The sequence below is a fragment of the Pusillimonas caeni genome (assembly GCF_003545815.1).
Taxonomy (GTDB): Bacteria; Pseudomonadota; Gammaproteobacteria; order Burkholderiales; family Burkholderiaceae_B; genus Pusillimonas; species Pusillimonas caeni.
The window spans coordinates 95,434-112,260 of sequence record NZ_PDUW01000004.1 but is presented as its reverse complement, the minus strand read 5'-3'; the positions used below and the strand labels follow the sequence as shown (position 1 = coordinate 112,260).

Below are 16,827 nucleotides of genomic sequence, written 5' to 3'. Positions count from 1 at the left end.
TCCAAGCGCCATGAAGCCTACCGCCACGGACCGCATCGTCATCCGGCGCAAGCGCGCGCCCGAGCAGCCCCATCATGGCGGCGCCTGGAAGATCGCCTACGCCGACTACATGACGGCGATGATGTCCTTTTTCCTGATCATGTGGATACTGTCGCTGATTCCGCGCGACGACCTGACGGGCATCGCCGAGTATTTCCGCATGCCGCTCATGACCGCCATCCAGGGCGGACCGAACATCGATACGGGCAGCAGCGTCATACCGGGCGCTTCGCCCAGCCCCATCCCCAGCAAGCATCCGATCACCCAGCCTCCGGTCGACAGCAGCCGGGGGTCGGAGCTGCGGCGCGACACCGAGCGGCTGGAAGACCTCAAGACCGACCTCGAGGCCCTGATCGACACCAATCCCGTCCTGCAGGAGTTCCGGCCGCAGCTGCTGCTGGACATGACGCCGGACGGCCTGCGCATACAGATCGTCGACCGGCAGAACCGTCCCATGTTCGCCACCGGCCGCGCGCAGGTGCAGCCCTATATGCGCGACGTGCTGCGCGAGCTGGGGCCGGTGTTCAACCGCCTGCCCAACTCCATCACCATCTCGGGTCATACCGATGCCGTGCAGTATGCCTCCGGCGAACGGCTCTACAGCAACTGGGAGCTGTCCGCGGACCGGGCCAACGCGGCGCGCCAGGAACTGGTGGCCGGCGGGATGGAAGAAAGGAAGATAAAGCGGGTATTGGGCCTGTCGTCCACCGTCAGCCTGGTTAAAGACGATCCGAACGCTGCCGTTAACCGCCGTATAAGCATTGTTGTGCTGAACCGGGTGGCGGAAGAGCGTATAGACGCCCAGAACGCGGCCGGCTCTTCCGATCCTCGCTTCTACGAGGCGCTCCAGCCTGCGCCGGTGGACGAGCATCTTTCGCCGCTGCCCGGCGACGAGGCCGGGGAGGCCGCTCAACAGCGCTGAAACAGGGAAGCCGCGCCGCGGCTTTTGGCGTCGTCATAGGAACGAACATGAGTGCGGGTGTCGATTTAAGCCAGTTCTACGAGACATTTTTCGACGAGGCCGACGAGCTGTTGGCCGACATGGAGCAAATTCTGCTCAATGTCGACATCGACCATCCCGATCCGGATCAATTGAACGCCATATTCCGCGCGGCCCATTCCATCAAGGGCGGCGCGGGCACATTCGGCTGCTTCGGGCAATTGGCCGATACCACCCATCTTCTCGAAAACCTGCTGGACGCCCTCAGGCAAGGCGAGCTCGCCTTGCGCAAGGACATGATAGACCTCTTCCTGGAAACCAAGGACGTGCTTACAGAACAAGTCTCCGCATACCGGAATTCTCAGGAACCCGATCAGCAGGCCTACGAACGCATCTGCGCGCAATTGCGGGAGCTGGCGCTGGAGCACAAGGGCGATGCGCCGGCCGCCGCGGCCGCGGCTGTGACCGGGCATGCGGCGTCCTCCATGCCGGCGGCTGCCTCCGAGACCGGCCTCGAACCGGGCGCCGGCTTGGAGCCCGGTGAGGCCGTCGGGTCGAATGCGAGCGGCGACTTGCCGCTGCGGGTGCATATCGAGCGCATCCAGCCCAACGACGCACAGGCATTGCTGACGGAAATGGGACTGCTGGGCGAAGTGCTGCACCACGAGCAGGGCGCGGGCACGCTCTCGGTCTGGCTGCGCACCACCTGCAGCACCGACGATCTCGAGGCGGTGTGCTGCTTCATCGTCAACGCGGACCAGGTCCGCGTGGCGCCGGAGCCGGTGCCCGGCGCCGCCCTGTCAGCGGCGGTGCATGCCGAGACGGTCTCGCCCGCTCCTGAAGCCGTCATGGCCGCCGCCGAGCCCGCCGCCACCGCGGCCGAGGCGCCGGTCCGGCCCGGACCGATCGAAGCCCCCGCCAAGTCCGCCGGCGACGCCGCGCGCAAGCCCGCCAAAGAGGGCGGCACGCTGCGGGTGGGCGTCGAGAAAGTGGACCAGATCATCAACCTCGTGGGCGAGCTCGTCATTACCCAGGCCATGCTGGTGCAGACCGCTTCCACGCTCGACCCGGTCGAGCACGATCGCCTGCTCAACGGCATCGAGCAGCTCGAACGCAATGCCCGCGACCTGCAGGAATCGGTGATGTCCATCCGCATGATGCCCATGGACTACGTCTTCAGCCGCTTTCCGCGCGTGGTGCGGGAAAGCGCCTCGAAGCTGGGCAAGCAGATCCGCCTGACGACCCGGGGCCAGGCCACCGAACTCGATAAAAGCCTGATCGAACGCATCATCGACCCGCTGACCCATCTGGTGCGCAACAGCCTGGACCACGGCATCGAAACGCCCGAGAAACGCATCGCCGCGGGCAAGGACCCGGAGGGCCACCTGACGCTGTCGGCCCAGCACAGCGGCGGCCAGATCATCATCGAGGTCAGCGACGACGGGGCCGGCCTGAACCGCGAGCGGATCCTGAACAAGGCCATGCAGCAGGGCTTTCCCGTCAATGAAAACACGCCGGACGATGAACTGTGGCAGCTCATTTTCGCCCCCGGCTTTTCCACCGCCGAGAAGGTGACCGACATATCGGGGCGGGGCGTGGGCATGGACGTCGTCCGGCGCAACATACAAGGTATGGGCGGGCATATCCAGCTCAGTTCACGCGCCGGCAAGGGGACCACCACCCGCATCGTCCTGCCGCTGACGCTGGCCATATTGGACGGCATGACGGTACAGGCGGGCGAAGAGATCTTCATCCTACCGTTGAGCAATGTGTCCGAGTCCATACAGCCCACCGCCGAACAGCTGCACAGCATTTCCGAGGGCGACAAGGTACTGCATGTGCGAGGCGAATACCTGCCTCTGATCGCGCTGCACGAAGTGTTTGACGTGCAGGGCGCGCAGACCGAGGTCACGCGTTCGATCGCCGTGATACTGCAGGCCGAGGAGTCGCGCTTTGCGTTGCTGGTCGACCACCTGGTGGGACAGCAGCAGGTGGTCGTCAAGAACCTCGAGGCCAACTACCGCAAGATACCGGGCATCTCGGCCGCAACCATCCTGGGCGACGGCAGCGTTGCGCTCATCGTCGATGTATTTGCCCTGTTGCGGATGACGCGCAACAAGGCGGCCTGACGGGCCACCAGTTTTACCGGAGATAGACAACATGCTTAACAAAGTGGACGGAAGTTCCGAGCAGGCGGACGACACGGGCAAGGAGTTCCTGGTGTTCACCCTGGCCAATCAGGAGTACGGCATCGACATCCTGAAAGTGCAGGAGATCAGGGGCTACGACAGCCAGAGCGTCACCCGCATCGCCAACGTGCCCTCGTTCATCAAGGGCGTCACCAATCTGCGCGGCGTCATCGTGCCCATCGTCGACATGCGCATCAAGTTCAACCTCGAGAACGTCGAATACAACCACCAGACCGTGGTGGTCATACTCAATCTCGCTTCGCGCGTGGTGGGTGTGGTGGTGGACGGCGTGTCCGACGTGCTGATGCTGCAGCCTTCGCAGCTCAGCGCCGCGCCGCAGTTCGGCACGGCGTTCTCGACCGAGTATCTAACGGGCATCGGCACGGTGGGCGAACGCATGCTCATCCTGGTGGATATCGAGAAACTCATGACGAGCTCCGAGATGGCGCTGGTCGAACAGGCGGCCCTGGTCTAGGGCCCGGCCCTGGCGCCAAGCCCCGGGGGGCGCTTCGGCGCCCCGGAGCCCGGACCGCCCTATGCGGTTCTCGTCGGGGAAGGGCGGCGCCGCTGCCGTCCGATAGAAATCAACGAGCGTTTCAAACGCCGCCGGCGGGAACAGTCAGCCTTGCATTGGAGGAGGAGTCCAGATGTTTCGTATTGCCATGTTCAGAAACCTGAAGGTCCGAACCAGCCTGGTGCTGGTGCTTGTTTTCTTTGTGCTTTCGCTGATCGTCGGCGCGGCGCTGGGCCTGTATTCGCTGCGCGCCAACAGCCAGACGTTCGACCACGTGGTGCGCAGCCAGAACATCCGTGCTGCGCTGAGCGAATCGATCGACCGCTTCAAGTCGGTGCAGGTGTCCATGGGGCTGGGTGTCGAGGCCTTGATGCAGCACCGTGTGGCCTTGCAGACCGAAGCGTTGGACGCGGGCGGCTATCCGGTCCCGATCATCATCAGCGGCGAGCCGGCGCATCGTTTCGTGGCGCGCGCGAAGGAGGAGTTCGCCGCCTCGCGCGAGGCCTATGAGCGTTTTCTCGCCTTGTCCGAAGGCCGGACGCACCGCGTCTACACCAGTGTGAGCAACGCCTATTCTTCGCTGATGAACGGTGGCGTGGAACCGCTGTTCGATTTTCTCGAAAAGGGCGACGTCGACGGCTACAACGCCTTCAAGGACGGCACGGGCGAATACATGCAGGACGACCTGTACAGCGCCGTGGCCGACTTCAACAAGTACCAGCAGCAGGAGATAGACCGCATCGCGGCCGAAGAAGACGCGCAATACCTGCTCGTCATGCAACTGGTGGGCGCGGGACTGCTGGCCTCGCTGGTCATCTCCCTGCTGGCCTACATATTCCTGGGCCGGGTCGTGCTGCGGCCCTTGCGCCAGGCGGGCGCGCATTTCGACCGCATCGCGGCCGGAGAACTGACCCAGCGCGTGGAGGTGCGTTCGCGCAATGAAATCGGCGTGCTGTTCGAAGCCCTGCGCCGTATGCAGGAAAGCTTGACGCGCACGGTGACGGCGGTGCGCCAGGGCGTGGACGAGATCAACCTGGGCTCGCGCGAGATCTTCGTCGGCAATACCGACTTGAGCAGTCGCACCGAGCAGCAGGCCGCCTCTTTGCAGCAGACGGCGGCCAGCATGGAAGAGCTGGCGGGCACCGTCAAGCAAAATACCGACAATGCCCTGCAGGCGGACCGCCTGGCCAAGGAAGCGGCCCAGGTTGCGCAGCGCGGCGGCCAGGCCGTCGCGCAGGTGGTGGGCACCATGGACGACATCACCGCCAGCTCGGGCAAGATCGCGGAGATCGTCGGCGTGATCGACGGCATCGCCTTCCAGACCAACATCCTCGCCCTGAACGCCTCGGTCGAGGCGGCCCGAGCGGGCGAGCAGGGCAGGGGGTTCGCCGTGGTGGCCGGCGAAGTGCGTTCGCTGGCGCAGCGCAGCGCGCAGGCCGCCAAGGAGATCAAGACGCTCATCGAAGATTCGCTGGAAACCGTGCAGTCGGGAAGCCGGCAGGCGACGCAGGCGGGGACCGTCATGCGCGAAGTGGTGGCGTCGATCGAAGGCGTCACCACCATCATGGGCGAGATCGCCTCGGCGTCGAACGAGCAGCTCGACGGCATCGAACAGGTCAACCAGGCTGTGGCACAGATGGACATCGTCGTGCAGCAGAACGCCGCCCTGGTGGAAGAGGCCGCCGCCGCGGCCGGCTCATTGCAGGATCAGGCGGGCCATCTGACCGAAGCCGTCTCGGTATTCAAGGTGGGCGGCGCCGAGGTCATCGACGTGCCGCTGCCCGACGAACTCGAAACGGCTCGCATTGCTCATTCCGAAGAGGAAGAACCCGGCTTGCCCGGACACCATTTACTTGCGCCGCAAGGCTAAGGATTCCATGACGGGCTTGCCCACGTATCACCATCTCGTCCCCGAGCAGTTCCTGCTTTCGGACGAAGAGTTTTCCCGGACGGGCCGGCTGCTGCATGCCCGCTCGGGCATCATTCTGGGCGAGCACAAGCGCGAACTGGCGGCCCGCATGCTGGGCATGCGCGCGCGCAAGAGAGGTCTGGCCGGGGCGTCCGAGTATCTGTCGCATCTGCAGCAGGACCCTCATTCGTCCGAATGGGACGCCTTCGTCAACGCCTTCACCATCAACCATACGGCGTTCTTTCGCGAGCAGCATCACTTCGGCCTGCTGGCCGACTTCGCGCGCAGCCGCAAGGCGCCCGTCTCGGTCTGGTGCTGCGCGGCGTCGACGGGCGAAGAAGCCTACTCCATTGCCATAACCCTGCTCGAGAACACCGCGGGCCAGCAGGCCAGGCCTTTCGTGTGGGCGACCGACATCGACACCCAGGCCGTCGACAAGGCCCGCAAGGGCATCTACACATTGGAACGCGTCAAGCCCGTTCCGGAAGACCTGCTGAAAAAGTATTTTTACCGGGGCAAGTCCGCGAAGGCGGGACTGGTCCGCGTCAAGCCCGTCCTGCACGAGGTCGTGCAGTTCGATTCCTTGAACCTGGTCGCGCCCTCGTGGCCCTCCGCCGAGAAGTTCGACGCCATTTTTTGCCGCAACACCATGATTTACTTCGACAAGCCGACGCAGACGCGCATATTGGAGCGTTTTGCGCCCATGCTCAAGCCGGGCGGACTGCTCTTTGCGGGCCACTCCGAAAACTTCACGTATCTGACCAAGGCCTTCCGCCTGCGCGGTCAGACGGTCTACACGCTGGCCTAGGAAAAGGGCAGCCGCATGCACATCGACCGGAGGCGAGGGCCATGAAGAAGATACGCGTTCTGTGCGTGGATGATTCCGCGCTGGTACGCAGCCTGATGACCGAGATCATCGACAGTCACGAAGACATGGAAGTGGTCGCGGTGGCGCCCGACCCGCTGGTCGCGCGCGAACTGATCAAGCAGCACAATCCCGACGTCCTGACCCTGGACGTGGAAATGCCGCGCATGGACGGGCTCGACTTTCTCGAGCGCCTGATGCGTTTGAGGCCGATGCCGGTGGTGATGGTCTCGTCGCTGACGGAGCGCAATTCCGAAGTCACCCTGCGCGCGCTCGAACTGGGCGCCGTCGATTTCGTCACCAAGCCCCGGCTGGGGCTGCGCGACGGCCTGATGGAATACAGCGATCTCATTGCCGACAAGATCCGCGCCGCGGCCTTGTCGCGGCCCAGGCCGAGGCCCGCCGCGACCGGCGCCGCGGCCCCGCCGCGCCGCTTGAAGTCGCTGTTCTCGACGACCGAGAAACTGATCGTCATCGGCGCCTCGACCGGCGGCACCGAAGCCATACGGCAAGTGCTGGAGCCCATGCCCGCCAATGCGCCGGCGATACTCATCACCCAGCACATGCCGGCGGGCTTCACCCGCTCCTTCGTGCAGCGGCTCGACACGCTGTGCGATGTCCAGGTCCACGAGGCCGAGGACGGCCAGCGCGTGCTGCCGGGCCATGTCTATCTCGCGCCGGGCGGGGTGGCCCACATGAAGCTGGCAAGGTCGGGCGCCAACTACGTGGTCAGGCTGGATCCCAGCGAGCCGGTCAACCGCCATCGTCCTTCGGTCGATGTGCTGTTCCATTCGGTGGCGCAGGTGGCGGGCAAGAACGCGGTGGGCGTCATCCTGACCGGCATGGGCAAGGACGGCGCGCAAGGCATGCTGGCCATGAAGCAGGCCGGGGCCCAGACTTTCGCGCAGGACGAGGCCAGCTGCGTGGTGTTCGGCATGCCCCGCGAAGCCCTGCTCATCGGCGCGGCCGATCAGGCGGTGCCCCTGTCCGAAATCAGCGAGCGGCTGCTCAGAAGCGCCGGCTCATATGGCCATCGGGTCTAGCGTCAACAGGCCCCAGGGTCCGTCGCGGACGCCGGGCGAGCCAGGCACAAACTGTTTAACTGGAGAATCCAAGTGGTACAGAAATCGATAAAAATCCTCGTGGTCGACGACTTTCCGACCATGCGCCGCATCATCAAGAACCTGCTCAAGGACCTGGGCTTCGAGAACGTGGACGAGGCCGAAGACGGCGTGATGGGGCTTGAAAAGCTGCGCAACAACAATTTCGACCTGGTGGTCTCGGACTGGAACATGCCCAATATGGACGGGCTGGCCATGCTCAAGCTCATACGCGCGGACGCCAACCTGTCGAAGCTTCCGGTGCTGATGGTGACCGCCGAGGCTAAGAAAGAGAACATCATCGCCGCCGCCCAGGCGGGGGCCAGCGGGTACGTCGTCAAGCCCTTCACGGCGGCCGTCCTCGAAGAAAAGCTGAACAAGATCTTCGAGAAGTTGAACGCTTGAGAAACGGGGAGACGACTATGACTACGCAGGCAAACGCAGTGGCGCAGGGCGGCGGCGCCGAGGCCGAAGACCTGATTGCCAAGATTGCGCAACTGACCCGCATGCTGCGTGACAGCATGCGCGAACTCGGGCTGGATCACGCCATCAAGGAGGCGGCCGAAGCCATACCCGACGCGCGCGACCGCCTGGGCTACGTGGCGCGCATGACCGAACAGGCCGCCAACCGCGTGCTGAACGCGGCCGAAGCCGTCCAGCCGGTCCAGGAGGGCATGCAGCGGCGCGCCCGCGAGCTGGACGAGCGGTGGCAGGCTTGGTTCGACCATCCCGTGGAGTTGGACCAGGCGCGCGACCTCGTCGACGACACGCGCGGACTGCTGCGCGACATTCCCGCCGACACGCAGGTCTCGCTCGACCACTTGATGGAGATCATCATGGCGCAGGACTTCCAGGACCTGACCGGCCAGGTGATCACCCGCATGCTGGGCGTCATCGGCACCATCGAGCAGGAACTCGTCCAGGTGCTGATCGACAACGCGCCCAAAGAGAAGCGCGACGAAGGCAATTCGCTGTTGAACGGCCCGCAGACCAATCCCGCGGGCAAGCCGGACGTGGTGGCCAACCAGGACCAGGTCGACGACCTGCTCGCCAGCCTGGGCTTCTGAAGCGGGCTCACGCCGATAGGGCCTGTTGACACTAGAAGGACAGCCGCATGAGCACGCAGGCCTAGAACAATAAGGGGGAGACTGAATGAGGCACAAAAGCAAAAGACGCACTCTGGGTGTTTACCGGCTGGTGAGCCGCATCGCGCGCGGCAAGGCCACTTTCGCGGACCGCGCATGGTCGTTGAGCCCGGTCTCCTGGCCCCTGGGGCGGCTCCTGGGCGCCGTGCGGCAGGGCCTGGTTTCGATGCGCGAGGCCACCATCGACATCGCGCTCAATACCGCCAGGCTGCATGGCCAGGCGCAGGTCTGCCGCAGGCTGGTATCCGAACAAAGCGCCGACACGCAGGCGCTGGCCGTCAGCGGCAACCAGATCGAGACCCTGTCGCGCGAAACGGCACAGGGCGTGGCCGAGGTCGCGCAGGCCTGCACCGCGCAGCTGGCCGTGGCCAACCAGGCGCTGTCGCAGCTCAATGAGCTTCACGAGCGGGTCGGCCGGGTCGCCGGCCAGATGGAGGTCTTCTCCGGGGTGGTGGCGCAGCTTAGCCAGCGCGCCCAATCGGTCGGCGACACCAGCCGGCTGATCAAGGACATTGCCCTGCAGACCCACTTGCTGGCGCTCAATGCGGGCGTCGAGGCCGCCCGGGCGGGCGAGGCGGGCAAGGGGTTCGCGGTGGTGGCGACCGAAGTGGGGAAACTGGCCGAAAGGGTGAATGCCGCGACCGGCGACATCGTGCTGCAGGCGGGCCAGATCCTGGAACTCGTATCCGACACGCGCGGCCGCACCAGCGAGATCCACGCCGACATGAGCAGTTCAGAGCAAGTGGTGTCGGGCTTCAGAAAGGACTTCGATCGCTTCGTCGATGATTTCCAGCGCATGGACGCCCGCATGGGCGAAATGGCCCAGACCGTCGCCCAGGTCGACGTTACCAACCGGGACATGAACGAGGCCATCGCCCGCATCGCGGCCTTGAGCGCGCAGGTGCAGAACCGCATGGTCACCATGACCGACCAGGTCCAGGGCGTGCGCAACAAGACCGAGAGCCTGCAAAAGCAGCTGGCCGCGCTGCGCACCGGCGACACGCCTTTCGACTGGCTGGCCCAGGTGCTGCAGCAGTTGCGCTCGTCCTGCGTGAAACTGCTTCAGCAGGCTCAGGAGCAGGGTCTGGACATTTTCGACCGGCAATACCGGCCGATAGCGGGCAGCAATCCGCCGCGCTATCACACCTTGTACGACTCGGCGATCGAGCCCAGCCTGCAGCCTGTGCTGGACAATGTCCTGGCCATGATACCGGCCGGCTATTATGCGGTGCTGTTCGACGACAACGGCTATTGCCCCAGCCACAATTCGCGCTATTGCCAGGCGCCCACCGGCGATCCCGAGCACGACAAGGTCCACGTGCGGCACAAGCGCATTTTCAACGACGAGTTCAGCCTCGCGGCCGTCAAGAACCCCAGGGGCGTGCTGTGCCAGACCCATATGCGGGATACCGGCGACATCGTGACGGACCTGTCGCTGCCCCTGGACATTGGCGGCCGGCGGTGGGGCGGGGTGCGGCTCGGGGTCGACTACAACCGTTTCGACGAGCAGTTCCGCCGCGCGGCCCGTTAAGCATGTTATGGCCGGCGCATGCCGCCGGCCGGAAGCGGGTCGAACGAATTGGGCGGGTTTCCCCGCCTTGCTTCAGCGATCGCGGCGCGGCCCCTATCACTAGAATTCACGGTGATTATGGGTAAATTGCGCGCGTGATACTGAATGGCTGAGGACAGCGACCTCGAAAAAACCGAAGCCGCCACCCCCCGGCGCCTGGAAAAGGCGCGCGAAGAAGGGCAGGTGGCGCGTTCGCGCGAGCTCAACACCTTCATGCTGCTGGCCTGCGGCGTGGCCATGCTGTGGCTGACCGGCGCCTATCTGTACCGGTCGCTCAACGGCGTGGTCAGGGCGGGCCTGTGGTTCGATCCGCGCATCGCCCGGGATACGGGGGTGATGACGGCCGCCGCGGCCGAGTCCGCCTTCCAGGCGCTGGCCAGCCTGCTGCCTCTGTTCGGCGCCCTGGTGACGGTGGCCGTGCTGTCGTCGGTGGCCCTGGGCGGACTGGTCTTCACCGCCAAGGCGCTCGAGCCCAAGTTCGAGCGGCTGAATCCGCTCAAGGGCGTGGCGCGCATGTTCTCGTCCCAGACCCTGGTGGAATTGTTCAAGACCCTGGCCAAGGCGGCGGTGATCGGCGGCATCGGCGCCATGGTCATATGGCATTACCGCGACGACATGATCGTTCTGATGCACGCTACGCCCACCGAGGCCCTGACGGCGGGCATGCGCCTGGTGGCGCTGTGCTGCGCGCTGATCGTGGCGGCGCTGATCCTGGTGGTGGCCATCGATGCGCCCTGGCAGTTGTGGAGCCATCACAAGAAAATGCGCATGTCGCGCCAGGACGTCAAGCAGGAACACAAGGAAAGCGAGGGCGATCCCCACGTCAAGGGCCGCATCCGCCAGCAGCAGCGCGCCATGGCGCGCCGGCGCATGATGTCCGAAGTGCCCAAGGCCGACGTGGTGGTCACCAATCCCACGCACTACGCCGTCGCATTGATCTACAGCGAGCAGCAGGCGGGCGCGCCGCGCGTGGTGGCCAAGGGCTCGGGCCTGATCGCCGCCCGCATCCGCGAGATCGCGCAAGCGCATAAAGTGCCGATGCTCAGCGCGCCGCCTCTGGCGCGCGCCCTGCATCATCATGTCGAACTCGGCCAGGAGATTCCCGCGGCGCTGTATGGCGCGGTGGCGCAGGTCCTGGCCTGGGTCTATCAATTGCGCACCTGGCAGCCCGGCCGGGGCGCGGCGCCGATCCGTCCCGACGACCTTCCGGTTCCCGCGGACATGGATCCGGCCAACAAGCGCGGCGCCGAGCCGCAAGTCTCATGAACCAGATACTTTCGCTGTTGAAGAACGACGGCATGCAGCACGCGCGGCTGCTGGCCGGGCCGATACTGATCCTCATGGTCATGGCCATGATGATTCTGCCTTTGGCGCCGATCGTGCTCGACCTGCTCTTCACCTTCAACATCTCGCTGGCGGTGATGATTCTGCTGGTGGCGATGTTCACTAAAAAACCGCTCGATTTCGCGGCGTTTCCCGCCGTGCTGCTGTTCGCGACCCTGCTGCGGCTGGCGCTGAACGTCGCCTCCACGCGGGTGGTGCTGATGAACGGCCACAAAGGGCCGGACGCGGCGGGACAGGTCATCGAAGCCTTCGGCCACTTTCTCGTCGGCGGCAACTTCGCGGTCGGCATCATCGTCTTCATCATCCTGGTCATCATCAACTTCGTCGTCATTACCAAGGGCGCCGGGCGCATCGCCGAGGTGGGCGCGCGCTTCACCCTGGACGCCATGCCCGGCAAGCAGATGGCCATCGACGCCGACCTGAACGCGGGGCTGATCGGCGAGGACGAGGCGCGCCGCCGGCGCAGCGAGGTGTCTCAAGAGGCCGAGTTCTACGGCTCGATGGACGGCGCCAGCAAATTCGTCCGCGGCGACGCGGTGGCGGGCCTGCTGATCATGGTCATCAACGTCATCGGCGGCCTGATCGTGGGCGTGGCCCAGCACGGCCTGAGCTTTTCCGACGCCGGACGGGTATACACCCTGCTGACCATCGGCGACGGCCTGGTGGCGCAGATTCCGGCGCTCATCATTTCCACCGCCGCCGGCGTCGTGGTGTCGCGCGTGGCGACGGACGAGGACGTGGGCCAGCAGATGGTCAATCAGCTGTTCGCCAATCCGGCCGTCATGTTCATCACGGCCGGCATCCTGGCGGCCATGGGCCTGATTCCCAACATGCCGCATTTCTCCTTCCTGGCGCTGGCGGCCGCCCTGGCCGGAGCCGGGTGGATGCTGCGCAAGCGGCAGCGCGCGGCGGCGGCGGAGAAGGCCCGGGAGCCAATGAAGAATCAGGAAGCCGCCGAAGCGGCCGCGGCCGAGGCGAGTTGGGACGACGTTTCATTGGTCGACCCCCTCGGCCTGGAAGTGGGCTATCGCCTGATTTCGCTGGTGGACCATGCGCAGAACGGCGAACTGCTGCACCGCATCCGCAGCCTGCGCAAGAAGTATGCACAAGACGTCGGCTTCCTGCCGCCCGTGGTGCACATACGAGACAATCTCGAACTGAAGCCCAACGAATACCGCATTCTGCTTTCGGGGGTGGAAGTGGGCCGCGGCCAGGCCATGCCCGATCAGTGGCTGGCCATCGACCCGGGCGAGGCGGCGATGAAGCTGCCGGGCACGCCCACCACCGATCCGGCCTTCGGCCTGCCCGCCGTCTGGATCGACGTCTCGCTGCGCGAGCAGGCGCAGATCGCGGGCTATACCGTGGTCGATGCGGGCACCGTGGTCGCCACGCACTTGAACCACCTCATGCATCGCCATGGCGACAGCCTGCTGGGCCGCCAGGAAGTCCAGCAACTGCTCGACCACGTCGGCAAGGAAGCGCCCAAACTGGTCGAGGACCTAGTGCCCAAGACGATCTCTCTGTCGCAATTGCAGAAACTGCTGCGCGGCCTGTTGAGCGAAGACGTGCCCATCCGCGACATGCGCACCATCATCGAGACGCTGACCGAGCACGCGCCCAGGCTGGCGGCGGCCCATCCCAACGGCACGGGCCCGGATGCGACCGAACTGCTGGCCGTTACCCGTGCGGCGCTGGGCCGCGCCATTACGCAGCATTGGTTTCCGGGCGAGGGCGAGCTGCGGGTCATCGGCCTGGATCCCAAGCTGGAGCGGGTGCTGGGCCAGGCCCTGGCCACCAGCGGCGCGCTCGAGCCCGGCCTGGCGGAAAGCCTGCTGAGCGATGCGGTGGCCGCCGTGCAGGCCCAGGAAGCCAACGGCGATGCGGCCGTGCTGGTGGTGCCGGGCCCGCTGCGCGCCTCGCTCTCGCGCTTCCTGCGCCACCATCTGCCGCAGCTGGGCGTGCTGTCCCATCAGGAGATTCCGGATGAACGGGTTCTGCGCGTGACATCCGTCATCGGCGGGAGCGCATCATGAACGTAAGCCGCTTTTTCGGGGCCACCAACCGTGAAGCCATGCGCCAGGTGAGAATGGCGCTGGGGCCCGACCCCCTCATCGTCTCGAGCCGGCGCGTCAACGGCGGGGTGGAAATCCTGGCGACCGACCAGACCAGCGTGGCGCCTGCCACACCCTCCGGCAGCGGCGCGGCCGGCGTCCCTCTCGATGCCGCGCCTCGGCGGCCCGCCGCTGCGCCCCAGCCCGCCGCCGCGCGGCCGGCAATGCCCCGGCCGCAGGCGGGCGCCAGCCCGGCCGACGTCATGCAGGCCATCGGCTCCATGAAAGGGCTGCTCGAGCACGGCTTCGATGAGCTGCTGTGGGGTGCCCAGCTGCGCAAGGCGCCGCAGGCCGTGTCCCTATTTCAGAAGCTCATGGCCATGGGTTTCAGCACCGCGCTCCTGCGCGCCATGCTCAAGCGCCTGCCCGAGGCCCTGCCGCCGCGCGCCGCGCTGCAATGGTGCCGCGATGAGCTGACGGGGCATCTGCCGGTCCTGCCCGACGAGGACGCGCTATGGGCCCCGGGCGCCGCCCTGGCCCTGGTCGGGCCGACCGGCGTGGGCAAGACGACCACCATCGCCAAGCTGGCCGCGCGCTGCGCCCGGCGTTTCGGGGCCGGCGGCTTGATGCTGATCACCACGGACACCTATCGCATCGGGGCCCATGAGCAATTGAGAACCTATGGCCGCATGATGGGGGTGGCGGTGCACGTCGCCCAGGACCGCGCCGAACTGGCTCGTCTGATGGCGTCGGCCGATCCGGATGCGCGCATCCTGATCGACAACGTCGGCGTGAGCCAGCGCGATCGCCATGTCGGCGAGCAGGCCGCCATGCTGAGCGGCCTTCCCAGGCCGGTGGAGCGTCTGCTGGTGTTGAATTCCGCCAGCCAGGGCGACACCTTGGACGAAGTGGCGCGCGCCTACACCAACGACGGAGGCCGGCGGCCGGCGGGCTGCATCGTGACGAAACTGGATGAGAGCCCCAGGCTGGGCCCGGCGCTGGACATCGCCATACGCTATCAACTGCCGATCCATTACGCTTCGACCGGACAGAAAGTGCCCGAGGACCTGGCCTGCATGGATGCCGAGGCCTGGATCGATCAGGCGTTCATGCCGGTCCAGCCCGCGTCGGCGCTGTTTTCGCCCAGCGCGGCCGATCTGGCGGCGCTGATGGAGGCGCCGCCGGAGCCGTCGTCCCGGCGCCGCGCCGAGCCGGCGGCGATGCAGGCCTTCTTGCCGGGCCTGCTGGCCCTGGCCGGTCCACAGGCCGCGGCGCTCGATGCGGATTCCTTGCGGGCCGCCTGCGCCGAACTGGATTCCAGCGAAGTGTATTCGGGCGCCTACCGCCTGTGGCGGCGAGTCGTCGCGGACGCGGGCACTTCCTGGCGCCCTTGGGCGGCCGCGCGCAGCGAACTGGCCTTGCTCGGCCAGGAGCGCATGCTGGCGCTGCACGACAGCTTCGGTTCCTTGCCCGGGGCGGCGCGCGCGAAACTGCATGCGACCCTCTTGCTGGGGGAAGGCGGCCGGGCGCTGGCTTCGCCCTGGCAGCAATGGCCGGTGGGCGAGGGGTGGCAGGCGTCCGACGGCTCCTCGGGGCCGCAGGCCATGTCGGAGGCCGAGCGGCTGCGGCACCGGATCCGGTTCGTGGGCCGCCAAGCCGGCGCTTCGGCCGCCATCCATCTATTCGATTTTTCGGGACAGGCGCTGTTGCGCGAGCTCTGTGCAGAGCCGGCCCGGTGGCTGGCGCATTGCCCCGGCAGCGTGCGCGTCGAGGCGCAGTCTTGTGCTACGACGGTTGCCGCTCATGCCAAAACGCTGGACTACCGCTGCCTGGATACAGTCTTGTCGCGCCTGGATCTGGCCGCGCTGCAGGGCGTGCCCCGCGCGCATGTGGCGCTCTGGGCGGCCGGCGGGTCCGTCGAGCTGGCGCGGCGCGGCGCGGCGGCCCTGCCTGTGCGCCAGGTGGCCGTGCGCCTGATCGACCGGCGCAGCGGGCGGACGATCAAATCCCTGCATGGCTTGAGCAATGTGCCGATGGAGCAGGCCGACCTGGATGCGCTGGTGGCCTGGCTGGTGGTGAGGGCCGAGGCCAGGGAGGCGGCGCGGCATCTGCCGGGCGCATGGCCCCTGCCGGCGACGCCGGCGGTTCGGGACACGCTGGGCGAGCGCGCCGCCGCATCGATACACATTGCAATGGCCGCCTGGCATGCCTCGCAGGAGGGCGGGCCGGTATCGGCCGCGCTGGCCGCCTTCGCGGGCGCTTCCGGCGCGCAGCCGGGCGCCTCCGCGGCGGCGTCGTCTCTGATCCGATTGTTCGCGGTGAAAGACCTGATGGAGAGAGCTTAGCGCGACAGGCCTGGCGTTAGGCCCTAGCCCGCGGTAATGCTCTTGCGCTGGCCTTTGGCCTGGCCCGGCCGGCCGCTGGCGTCGTAGAGGCCGGGGTTGCCGACCAGGGGCTGCAGGGCCTGCAACGCTTGCTGCGTGTGCCTGAGATAGGTATTGATCATCGCGCCGTTGGCGGCATTGAGTTCGCTCGCCCGCCGGCCCAGGTCGAACAGTCCGGCGCAGGATTCGCGCAGGGCGGGGTGGGTTGCCGCGGCCTCGTCAAGCCCGGCCCGGTCCGGCCCGAAGCCCAGTTCGCGCAAGGCGCTTTCGCGTGTGCGGCCGGCATCCAGCAATTGTTCGATGCAGGCGTTCTTGTCCTGCGTCGATGTGTTGAGCGCCTCGCCGTGGTCGGGCTGCTCCAGGGCATGCGCCTCGGCTTTAAGAATGTCGATGAAGCGCTGAACGAGGACCAGTTCGGCTTCCAGGGCGCGTTGCAGTATTTGAGGCGATGCGGACATGATGGGAAGGTTCAGGAGCCCCGGCTATTTGAGCAGCTCGCGCACACTGGCCAGAAGAGAGTCGGCGACGCGGCCGGCGTCCACCTTGAGCTGACCCGAGGCAATGGCGTCGCGGATCTGCTGGACTCGTTCGAGGTCGACATCGTTGTCGCCGTTCTGCAGGCTGGCCAATTGGCGTGCCGCCGGACTGAGTTCGACCGTACTCTTGCCCGCCGTGTTCGAGCCGGGCTGCGCACCCGAGGGCGAACGTGTGCCGGAAACAGCGGTAAGTGTCGAATTGTGAGGAGTGGGCGTGATCTTCAAGAAAGGCTCCGGTCAG

At 66.3% G+C, this 16,827-nt stretch carries 14 protein-coding genes; 12 read left to right on the top strand and 2 right to left on the bottom strand.

Going from position 1 to position 16,827, the window contains the following annotated elements; all coding sequences use genetic code 11:
- Positions 1–10: 10 nt before the first annotated feature.
- From motB to flhF, 12 genes are all read left to right on the top strand, one after another.
- The gene (gene motB / locus CSC67_RS10410) at positions 11–961 is read left to right on the top strand and encodes a flagellar motor protein MotB (protein ID WP_118994465.1); all 951 of its coding nucleotides are present in this window, start codon (positions 11–13) and stop codon (positions 959–961) included.
- A gap of 47 nt (positions 962–1,008) precedes the next feature.
- Positions 1,009–3,108 (top strand): chemotaxis protein CheA, encoded by a 2,100-nt coding sequence (gene cheA / locus CSC67_RS10405; protein WP_118994464.1) that lies wholly within the window; start codon positions 1,009–1,011, stop codon positions 3,106–3,108.
- A gap of 31 nt (positions 3,109–3,139) precedes the next feature.
- On the top strand, positions 3,140–3,643 hold the full coding sequence (locus CSC67_RS10400) for a chemotaxis protein CheW (protein ID WP_118994463.1): 504 nt from the start codon (positions 3,140–3,142) through the stop codon (positions 3,641–3,643).
- A gap of 172 nt (positions 3,644–3,815) precedes the next feature.
- Entirely contained in the window at positions 3,816–5,552 is a 1,737-nt protein-coding gene (locus CSC67_RS10395; RefSeq protein ID WP_118994462.1) for a methyl-accepting chemotaxis protein, read from the top strand.
- Between the two features lie 7 nt (positions 5,553–5,559).
- On the top strand, positions 5,560–6,399 hold the full coding sequence (locus tag CSC67_RS10390) for a CheR family methyltransferase (protein ID WP_118994461.1): 840 nt from the start codon (positions 5,560–5,562) through the stop codon (positions 6,397–6,399).
- A 41-nt stretch (positions 6,400–6,440) separates the two neighbouring features.
- Complete coding sequence (locus tag CSC67_RS10385; protein ID WP_118994460.1) at positions 6,441–7,499, top strand: protein-glutamate methylesterase/protein-glutamine glutaminase; 1,059 nt, start codon at positions 6,441–6,443, stop codon at positions 7,497–7,499.
- Between the two features lie 72 nt (positions 7,500–7,571).
- Complete coding sequence (gene cheY / locus CSC67_RS10380) at positions 7,572–7,961, top strand: chemotaxis response regulator CheY (RefSeq protein ID WP_118994459.1); 390 nt, start codon at positions 7,572–7,574, stop codon at positions 7,959–7,961.
- A 17-nt stretch (positions 7,962–7,978) separates the two neighbouring features.
- Positions 7,979–8,623, top strand: a complete 645-nt coding sequence (gene cheZ, locus CSC67_RS10375; protein WP_118994458.1) for a protein phosphatase CheZ — start codon at positions 7,979–7,981, stop codon at positions 8,621–8,623.
- 85 nt (positions 8,624–8,708) lie between these two features.
- Entirely contained in the window at positions 8,709–10,232 is a 1,524-nt protein-coding gene (locus CSC67_RS10370) for a methyl-accepting chemotaxis protein (RefSeq protein WP_118994457.1), read from the top strand.
- Positions 10,233–10,376: 144 nt separating this feature from the next.
- The gene (flhB, locus tag CSC67_RS10365) at positions 10,377–11,537 is read left to right on the top strand and encodes a flagellar biosynthesis protein FlhB (protein WP_118994456.1); all 1,161 of its coding nucleotides are present in this window, start codon (positions 10,377–10,379) and stop codon (positions 11,535–11,537) included.
- Complete coding sequence (gene flhA / locus CSC67_RS10360; RefSeq protein WP_118994455.1) at positions 11,534–13,648, top strand: flagellar biosynthesis protein FlhA; 2,115 nt, start codon at positions 11,534–11,536, stop codon at positions 13,646–13,648. The genes flhB and flhA overlap by 4 nt, the downstream gene beginning before the upstream one ends.
- Complete coding sequence (gene flhF, locus CSC67_RS10355; RefSeq protein ID WP_118994454.1) at positions 13,645–16,011, top strand: flagellar biosynthesis GTPase FlhF; 2,367 nt, start codon at positions 13,645–13,647, stop codon at positions 16,009–16,011. The genes flhA and flhF overlap by 4 nt, the downstream gene beginning before the upstream one ends.
- Before the next feature lie 23 nt (positions 16,012–16,034).
- Here flhF and CSC67_RS10350 read toward each other — a convergent pair whose 3' ends face one another.
- Entirely contained in the window at positions 16,035–16,508 is a 474-nt protein-coding gene (locus CSC67_RS10350; RefSeq protein ID WP_118994453.1) for a flagella synthesis protein FlgN, read from the bottom strand.
- Between the two features lie 24 nt (positions 16,509–16,532).
- Positions 16,533–16,805: a flagellar biosynthesis anti-sigma factor FlgM gene (gene flgM, locus CSC67_RS10345; RefSeq protein WP_342447674.1), complete on the bottom strand. Its 273-nt coding sequence runs from the start codon at positions 16,803–16,805 to the stop codon at positions 16,533–16,535.
- Between the last annotated feature and the right edge of the window lie 22 nt (positions 16,806–16,827).